Source organism: Neisseria sp. P0022.S010 (assembly GCF_051956635.1).
Window position 1 is genome coordinate 1 of record NZ_JBQCXF010000153.1, and the last position, 6,574, is coordinate 6,574.

The window sequence follows — 6,574 nt, forward strand, 5'->3', positions numbered from 1 at the left end:
GCAGCTGCCGCTGTCTTAGCTTCACCCGCTTTGGTATCTGCTGCCGCTGCCGCTTGTGCTGCTTCGCCTGCTTTCGTTAAAGCTTGACCCGCTTTAGTGTCTGCCGCAGCTGCCGCTGTCTTAGCTTCACCTGCTTTCGTTAAAGCTTGACCTGCATCGTTCTTCGCTGCTGCTGCGTCTGATTTCGCTTTTGTCGCATCTGCTTGTGCTGATACAGCTTTAGCGTCTGCTGTATTCGCTTTGTTTAATGCGTTATTGGCTGTTGTATTTGCCGTAGTTGCTAAGCTATGCGCTGCATCTGCGCGTGCTTGTGCTGCAACCGCTTTATCATCTGCCGCCTTCGCTGCTTTCGCCGCTTCAACTGCTTTAAAGTACGCGTTACCTGCCGACTGCCCAACAGCGTATAACTGAGAACCATTCACTGCATCGGTAGAATTTGCATCATAGTACCCTGGAGCCACATGTTGAATTCGACGAGTATTCGTTGCATTACCAACCGTAACAGCCCCCGAAACACCACTACCACCCGCAAATCTGGCTCGTGTGCCATCGTGTATTAACTGCTCAAGGTAATCAGAAGTCCCTGCAGTACGCCCCTCCGTTTTAATATTTATAGCTACCTTTTCACCAACACCTTTCGCTTCAACTTCTGAACCATCGCCCAAATATACAGAGTTATTGACATTCGCGGTAATGCCGCTGCCCAATACTTGGGTGTTCCAAGCTGTTACAGTATTTCTGTTACCCACAACTTGAGTATCAACAACATTGCCGATGGTGTTAATATCACGCCCCATTAATGTCGCATTAGTCAAACTACCGGTTATAGTGGCGTTATTCACTGTAAGAACCGAATCATTTACCGTAGTTCCGTTAAAGGTAGTGTTATAACCTTGTGTTAAGGTGTTTGAAATTGTTGAATTGCTTGATTTGATATTCTGACCGAAGGTTGGAGCACCACTAAGAGTAGAATTATGAAGTGCAATTCCTTGACCAAATAATGGGTTAGATGTTGATGAGGCTGTTACATTGATATCTTGACCAACATAGTTAACCTTCTCTGTATTTACAGTTGCATCTGTGCTATCAAAGTTGATATTGTTACCAACTAAGGCCCCTCCAAGAGCGTTGTTTTGTCTGGTTACGCTAATCGTAGTACCGGAAACCAACATCTCATTGATATCTCCAGTAGAATTGATATTAATATTGGTACCGGTAATACTTGAACGATTCAACACAGCACGCTTAGCAGGGCTAGTAAGGTTTACAGTAATGCCATGACCGTTCACCGCACTATCTTGAGCTTTAACGCCTTTAAAAACAAAATTAGAGGCAGTCATCATAGAGTTAGATTGCTCCTCTGAATAATGTTGAATGTCATTACCCATAAGAGTAGCTTGCTTAAGACCGTCCACTTTATTATTTGTGAGGCCAGAAAAGTAGATATCACTACCAATAACTTGTGACTTTACATACTGACTTTGGACTTTCGTTTTATTCTGGTTATATCTATCATCAATAGATTTCCCCAAAAACACAGATGTCGGAGCAATACCGTGATCAATATTAATGCCGTTACCAAGAGCCATAGCAACCGTACCATTAATCCTAGAGGACTCCCCAATAACAACAGTAGAACGCCCTCCCGCTTTAGTGTCACGGCCCAAAGCAAGCAATGCATTAGGTTCTAGGCGTTGAGCTTTCTCTCTCGTCCCTTGCTCAGCGACAACAGTTGTCTCATGCTTGTCAGCGGCTTGAGCCGTTTGACTTAAACTGAATAAGGTTACCGCAACGCCACCAATCACCATGGCATTTGCAGCCGCTTTACCTAAGCTATACAGTGTAGAAGAGGCACTTCCTTCTTCCTCCACCACCGTACTTTGCTTGGCATTTTTGCCTGAAGAAGAGGCTTTTACATGCCCCTTGGCAAGTTCAGATACGGCAACCCAAGCCTCCTGGGCCGCATTCCAAACAATCTTGTATATTTTATTCATAACAGTGAATCTCCTTACTGTATATACATTTATCTGACCTAAGTGCGCTGCTCATTTAAGAAAATGCTAAAAACACACTTTAATAAATAAACAATCACACCAATCTGATACTTTTTTGCAATTCCCGTGCGGACAATTAAATGTGCACAAAAGTTTCACAAAAAAGTAACCTATTCTATACTCTTTTCTCACTCAAAGATAGGTGTAGAAATCAACAGTGTTGTTTACACTTTTGGCTTGGCAGGGTAATCATAGACAAGCAGAAAGGTTGATAATGTAATGGGAAATAAAATCTACTTTAGCCAAATTCAGGCTAAAATCGACCGCTTGCAGCGTGAACGAACACAGGTACTAGAACATCTTGAATTAGTTGAACGAAAAATCAAAAAACTCAACGATGCTCTTGAAGTGATGGAAGATGAAGCCTTAACCGATGAATACGATACTGAGGTTTATTCATATCGAACCTACAAACATAGATTCCGTGGGAAATTAAGACCAATGGTCTTAGCGGTACTTAAAGCTCAACCCGACCATTATTTCACGGTCAATGAAATTACTGAGATTGTCTTAATAAAAGACAGACAAGACCCTATCGTTCGTCCGAAACATATGGTTTCGGTGCGTGGCGCGTTAAAACATTGGCTGACAAAAGGCGTAGTAGAACGACTAGAAAGAGGCGTAACCGATGTCAAATGGCGACTGAAACAAAAATAGCGGTATTTCTACCGCTATTTTAATGGCTTTAACCGCCAAAACTTCAATCCACTTTCAACGATTCCTCTTTTACGCAATTTAACCAGTATTCGATTGACTGTCTTATAGTGCTTATCGCCCATATCAACAAATTGTGGTTTTCCCAACAATGCTAAGCTCTTTTCAGCAATCTCCCCACAAAACATCCAATCAGGATTTTCACGTAAGACTTGAGCGACTAATCGCATCGTAATCAAGGGCTGCGGTTTTGGTTCTTTCGGTATATAAGGTTGAGCTAATGCGTTAATCTCTTGTGACAAACACTGCATTTGCACCGTCAGCTCATCTTGCTTTTCTTTTAGCTTTAACAGGCGTTCCACTAACTCGTATTTCAGCAACTTTTGCGCCATAATAAAAATCCCTATCGAGTTAAAATTTCAATAGGGATTTTAAGGTTTTTAATCGGTTAAATCTTTGTGCAACTGCTACATAATACCGGTTTTTTACATAACAAATATCCAAAATACAAAAAAGCAGGCTGAAGGCAGCCTGCTTTTCCACTTAGTAAAACATTGATTCGATTATTTGACTTGCAGCACTTCCAATGTGTTGGTCGAACCGGATTCACGCATTTTCGAGCCGCTGGTAATGATGTATTGGTCGCCAGAACACAGAATTTGGTGTTCGATCAACACAGCTTCCACTTCGTTCAGCGCAGTATCGTGGTCGGTACTGGTCGCCAAAATCATCGGACGCACGCCGCGATACATCGCCATGCGGCGTTGTGCGGAAATGCTCGGGGTCAGGGCGAAAATCGGCAAAGTGATGTTGTGGCGGCTGATTTCGAAGGCGGTTGAGCCGCTTTCGGTCAGGGCGACAATCGCTTTGGCGTGAACTGCGCGCGCTACGGTAACCGCGCCGCGGGCAATCGCCAAGTTGGTGCTGAGAGGATCTTGGAATTCAACTGGCTCGATAACGCCATTGAGGGAGTCCTGCTCTTTTTCGGCCGCCGCACAAATAACCGCCATTTGGCTGACCGTTTCAAACGGATACGCACCCACCGCAGTTTCAGCGGAACACATTACCGCATCGGTACCGTCCAATACCGCATTGGCCACGTCGCTCACTTCGGCACGGGTCGGTACGGGATTCGTAATCATGGATTCCATCATTTGGGTCGCGGTAATGCTGAAGCGGCGCAACTCACGGGCGCGGCGGATCATGCGTTTTTGCAGGGCAGGAACGGCGGCATGACCGACTTCCACTGCCAAGTCGCCGCGGGCAACCATAATACCGTCGCTGGCGAGGATGATTTCGTCTAGATTTTCAATGGCTTCTACGCGCTCGATTTTGGAAACCAAACCGGGACGTACGGCTGTACTGCCTTTCATTTCTTCCTCGACTTTGGCGCGTGCGATGTGCAGATCTTCAGCAGATTTCACAAAGCTGATGGCCAAGTAGTCGCAACCGATGGCAATCGCCGTTTTCAGGTCACGGAAGTCTTTTTCGGTCAACGCACCGGCAGACAGGCCGCCACCGCGTTTATTGATACCTTTATTACTTTTCAGCACATGGCTGTTTTCAACTCTTGTAATAATACTACTTCCTTCAACCGCCTCAACAGTCAAGGTCAACAGGCCGTCATCCAGCCACAAAACATCACCGGCAACGACGTCATTCGGCAAATCACGGTAGTCCAAACCCACCGCTTCGCGTGTGCCTTCGCCTTCAAGCGCGGCATCCAAAATTAAAGTTTCATCTTTATTCAGCTCGATGCTGCCGCCGGCAATTTTGCCGACACGGATTTTCGGGCCTTGCAAGTCGGCAAGAATAGCCACTTCCTGACCTGCGCGTTTCGCGGCTTCGCGCACGATGCGGGCATTTTCTTCATGGAACTCCGGAGTACCGTGACTGAAATTGAAACGGACGACATTAAGACCGCCGACACGGATCATGTCTTCCAACAATTGCACATTGTTGCTGCCCGGACCCAATGTGGCGACAATTTTGGTATTGTGACTGATACGGGTTAAATCACGTTGCAATTCGCTCATGTAAACGTCCTTTCCTGTTGATTCCACGTTTGATAATGAGGAAGATTGTACGCTTAATACAATAATATTGGCGTAAAATTACATAATTTTCTGACTTAAACTAAATTTATTTTTGCATTAACCTACTTTTCTATCGGATACAATACACTCTCACGTCGTCATTTTTGATTTTCAGACGGCCTCCCTCATACTAATAGAATACTCAACTGATCCATGAAACGTTTTTTGACTCCGCTACCCATCGGCATCGTTTTGGCCGACCTGATCTACGGTTTCGTACTTAATGTCATGCAAGGCTTAAATTTGCAACAAACCGCCTCCAACCAATCCGGTACCATTTCCGTTACGCCCGACATTGCCTTCAACAGCCTGCAAATCGTCGCCAACGGCGGCATGGTCTGCATCATCGGCTTCGGTTTGATTATTTTGTTCCAACTCAACCGCGCCGTATTGCGCCAACAAATCCTGCCCATCGGTATTTTCCGAACCCTCGGCCTGTTGGCTGTTTTGGCATTCAGCATTTCGTCTTTGTGGGAATGGTTGCATGCCGCTTTGTCGCTGCTTTCTGGTCACAACGTTTTAAACTTCAGCAACCCGCGTTATCTGGTTACCGCGGCCTGTATGCCCATCATCGCTTTCTTGTGCATCTTGCGCCTGTACAATTGGTATCGCCTGCATCGGACTGTTGCCACTGACGACACCTCCACGACCCTCTAATCAAGCTGCAAAAAGGCCGTCTGAAACAGGAAAACCTATTTCAGACGGCCTTGTCATTGTATATCTCAACGTTGATGGCTGGTTTCTACGCCGGCCTTAATCTCACCATACATTTGCGAGCTGCCTCCGCTGCCTGATGCGCAGGCCGCCAAACTCAGTGTCAAAACAGCCGCAGTCAAAATCTTCAACATTGAATTCCCTCTTTCTACAAAAATTATTTCGGGTCGCAACGGAAATGGTAAGCGCAGATTTCAAATCCGTTTTTGAAGTAGAGACGATGGGCATCGGCACGGTCATGGTTCACATGGACATTCAGATGGATTTTGGTCGCGCCGGTTTCCGCACCGATTTTACGTACTTCTTCCAACAAGCGAGAAGCATAGCCTTTTTGGCGGCATTGCGGCATGGTTACGAGATCATCAATATGGATATGGTAACCGCTGGCCAAGTTATGTGCAGTATGGAAACCGCATACGGCTACGGCATTTTGTTTGCCTTCTTCAAAAATACCCAGCAGACGGTAGCCGGTTTTGCGTTGATGCTCGTTGATTTGTTCGACAAAACGGTGAATATCGGTCAACGATGAACGCAGAACACTCAAGGCCGCAAAAGCAGTTGCAGTTTCTTCCGGCTGAATTTCACGCAATACGCCGACCACAGGTGCGGCAGCTTGTGGCTCAGGCTGCACATTGGCCGCTTCCGCACGCTCGGTGGCATGTTTTTCTTCAATCGCCTGCGCCAACAAAACGCGCTCGACCGGCACTTCGCCCTGCTGTTTGCTCTCTTGTTCTTTAAGCAAGGCTTTGCAGTCAATCACGCGCAAATCATTATCCGCCGCAAAGTCCATCAAGAAACGGAACATTTGCGGATTGTCTTCTTCCAACTTTTTATCGACCGCCACACAACGGACATTGTCCACCAAAATCGGGCGCACCCAATTAGAATAGGAAAGGCGGTTGTCTTTAGTAAAGGAAGACAAAATACCGCACAGGCGCTCCGCCCAGTCGCTTGGTCGGAAAATCTTGCCTTTGCTGGTCGTACCATGGATCACAACTTCATAAGGATTACACACTAACATAAGCAGCTTCCTGAGAGTAAATGGCTGAAGGAATA

7 protein-coding genes are annotated in these 6,574 nt (G+C 46.1%); 2 read left to right on the forward strand and 5 right to left on the reverse strand.

The genetic code is table 11. From position 1 onward, the window contains the following. Nucleotides 1-1,994 (reverse strand): ESPR-type extended signal peptide-containing protein (locus ACTHUT_RS12285; protein WP_440418841.1); only part of this gene is annotated, 1,994 nt, incomplete at its 3' end. Nucleotides 1,995-2,273: 279 nt separating this feature from the next. On the opposite strand from ACTHUT_RS12285, the gene ACTHUT_RS12290 reads away from it, so the two are divergent. After that, nucleotides 2,274-2,711: a hypothetical protein gene (locus ACTHUT_RS12290; protein ID WP_036473249.1), complete on the forward strand. Its 438-nt coding sequence runs from the start codon at nt 2,274-2,276 to the stop codon at nt 2,709-2,711. A gap of 14 nt (nt 2,712-2,725) precedes the next feature. On the opposite strand, the gene ACTHUT_RS12295 is transcribed toward ACTHUT_RS12290, so the two are convergent. After that, on the reverse strand, nt 2,726-3,100 hold the full coding sequence (locus tag ACTHUT_RS12295) for a hypothetical protein (RefSeq protein WP_036473251.1): 375 nt from the start codon (nt 3,098-3,100) through the stop codon (nt 2,726-2,728). A 171-nt stretch (nt 3,101-3,271) separates the two neighbouring features. Next, complete coding sequence (gene pyk, locus ACTHUT_RS12300; protein WP_250599231.1) at nt 3,272-4,744, reverse strand: pyruvate kinase; 1,473 nt, start codon at nt 4,742-4,744, stop codon at nt 3,272-3,274. Nucleotides 4,745-4,957: 213 nt separating this feature from the next. Between pyk and ACTHUT_RS12305 the strand changes: the two genes are divergently transcribed. Further along, a complete protein-coding gene (locus ACTHUT_RS12305; protein ID WP_250599233.1) occupies nt 4,958-5,461 on the forward strand; it encodes a hypothetical protein in 504 nt (167 codons plus the stop codon). Nucleotides 5,462-5,526: 65 nt separating this feature from the next. Here the strand turns inward: ACTHUT_RS12305 and ACTHUT_RS12310 are convergent, their stop codons facing one another. Both ACTHUT_RS12310 and ACTHUT_RS12315 read right to left on the reverse strand, forming a co-directional pair. Beyond that, the gene (locus ACTHUT_RS12310) at nt 5,527-5,652 is read right to left on the reverse strand and encodes a hypothetical protein (RefSeq protein ID WP_003684698.1); all 126 of its coding nucleotides are present in this window, start codon (nt 5,650-5,652) and stop codon (nt 5,527-5,529) included. A 23-nt stretch (nt 5,653-5,675) separates the two neighbouring features. Next, the gene (locus ACTHUT_RS12315; protein WP_250599235.1) at nt 5,676-6,539 is read right to left on the reverse strand and encodes a GNAT family N-acetyltransferase; all 864 of its coding nucleotides are present in this window, start codon (nt 6,537-6,539) and stop codon (nt 5,676-5,678) included. Nucleotides 6,540-6,574: the final 35 nt, after the last annotated feature.